Here is a 927-nt window from a genome sequence, read left to right as displayed (position 1 = left end):
CATTTTCATCGCCATATCTTTATTATTATGCTGACTTCTCTCCGCCTGACATTGAACTACGATATTCGTTGGAATATGAGTTATTCTTATCGCCGAAGAGGTTTTATTTACATGCTGTCCGCCCGCGCCAGAAGCTCTATAAGTGTCTATTCTCAAATCCGCCTGATTTATATCGACTTCAATATCTTCGTCTATATCGGGCATAACGCTAACAGCGACAAAAGAAGTATGTCTTTTAGCGTTGGCGTCAAAAGGCGATATTCTAACGAGTCTATGAACTCCTATTTCCGAGCGCAAATAACCGTAAGCGTATAAACCTTGAATATAAAAACTAATCTGCTTTATTCCCGCTTCGTCTCCAGGAAGTTCGTCCGTAGTTTCCACCGTCCAGCCATGCCTTTCGCAAAATCTCACATACATTCTCGAAAGCATCGAAGCCCAATCGCAGCTTTCAGTTCCGCCCGCGCCAGCGTTTAATGTCAAATAAGCGTTTTTACTGTCGAATTCTCCCGAAAATAAATTTTTAGTTTCAAGTTCGTCAAAAACTTTTTGTAATTCCAAATATTCGCTTTCAAGTTCCGATTCCATTTCGCTATCGTTCGAGCTTATGGCAAGTTCCGTAAGTTCATATATATTGTTTGAATTTTTTATAAGATTGTCCACAGGCTCTATTTTATCGAGCAAAAGCATTCTCTCTTTCATTAATTTTTGAGCTGAAATATTGTCGTTCCAAAAATCGTCTTTTGCGGAAATTTCGTCAATCTCTTTTATTCTTTTATAAATGGAATCGGGGTCAAAGATACCCCCTTAAAATTTCGGTTTGTTCTTTTATATTTGCTACAGCATTTTTTATTTCGGATAATGTCATTTTAATTTCCAATATTAATTTTTATTCTTAATTATTTATTCTTTCATTTTACAACCTAT

The 927-nt window shown here is 36.5% G+C and carries 1 pseudogene; it reads right to left on the bottom strand.

Annotated features, from left to right (window positions below):
* Positions 1-868 (bottom strand): annotated as a pseudogene (prfB, locus tag EZH24_RS12640) (peptide chain release factor 2); the annotation flags it as partial.
* Positions 869-927: the final 59 nt, after the last annotated feature.

Origin of the sequence: Brachyspira catarrhinii (genome assembly GCF_005518285.1) — a bacterium.
In the GTDB taxonomy this organism is placed as follows: domain Bacteria; phylum Spirochaetota; class Brachyspiria; order Brachyspirales; family Brachyspiraceae; genus Brachyspira; species Brachyspira catarrhinii.
This window is presented reverse-complemented; position numbering and strand designations above follow the sequence as displayed.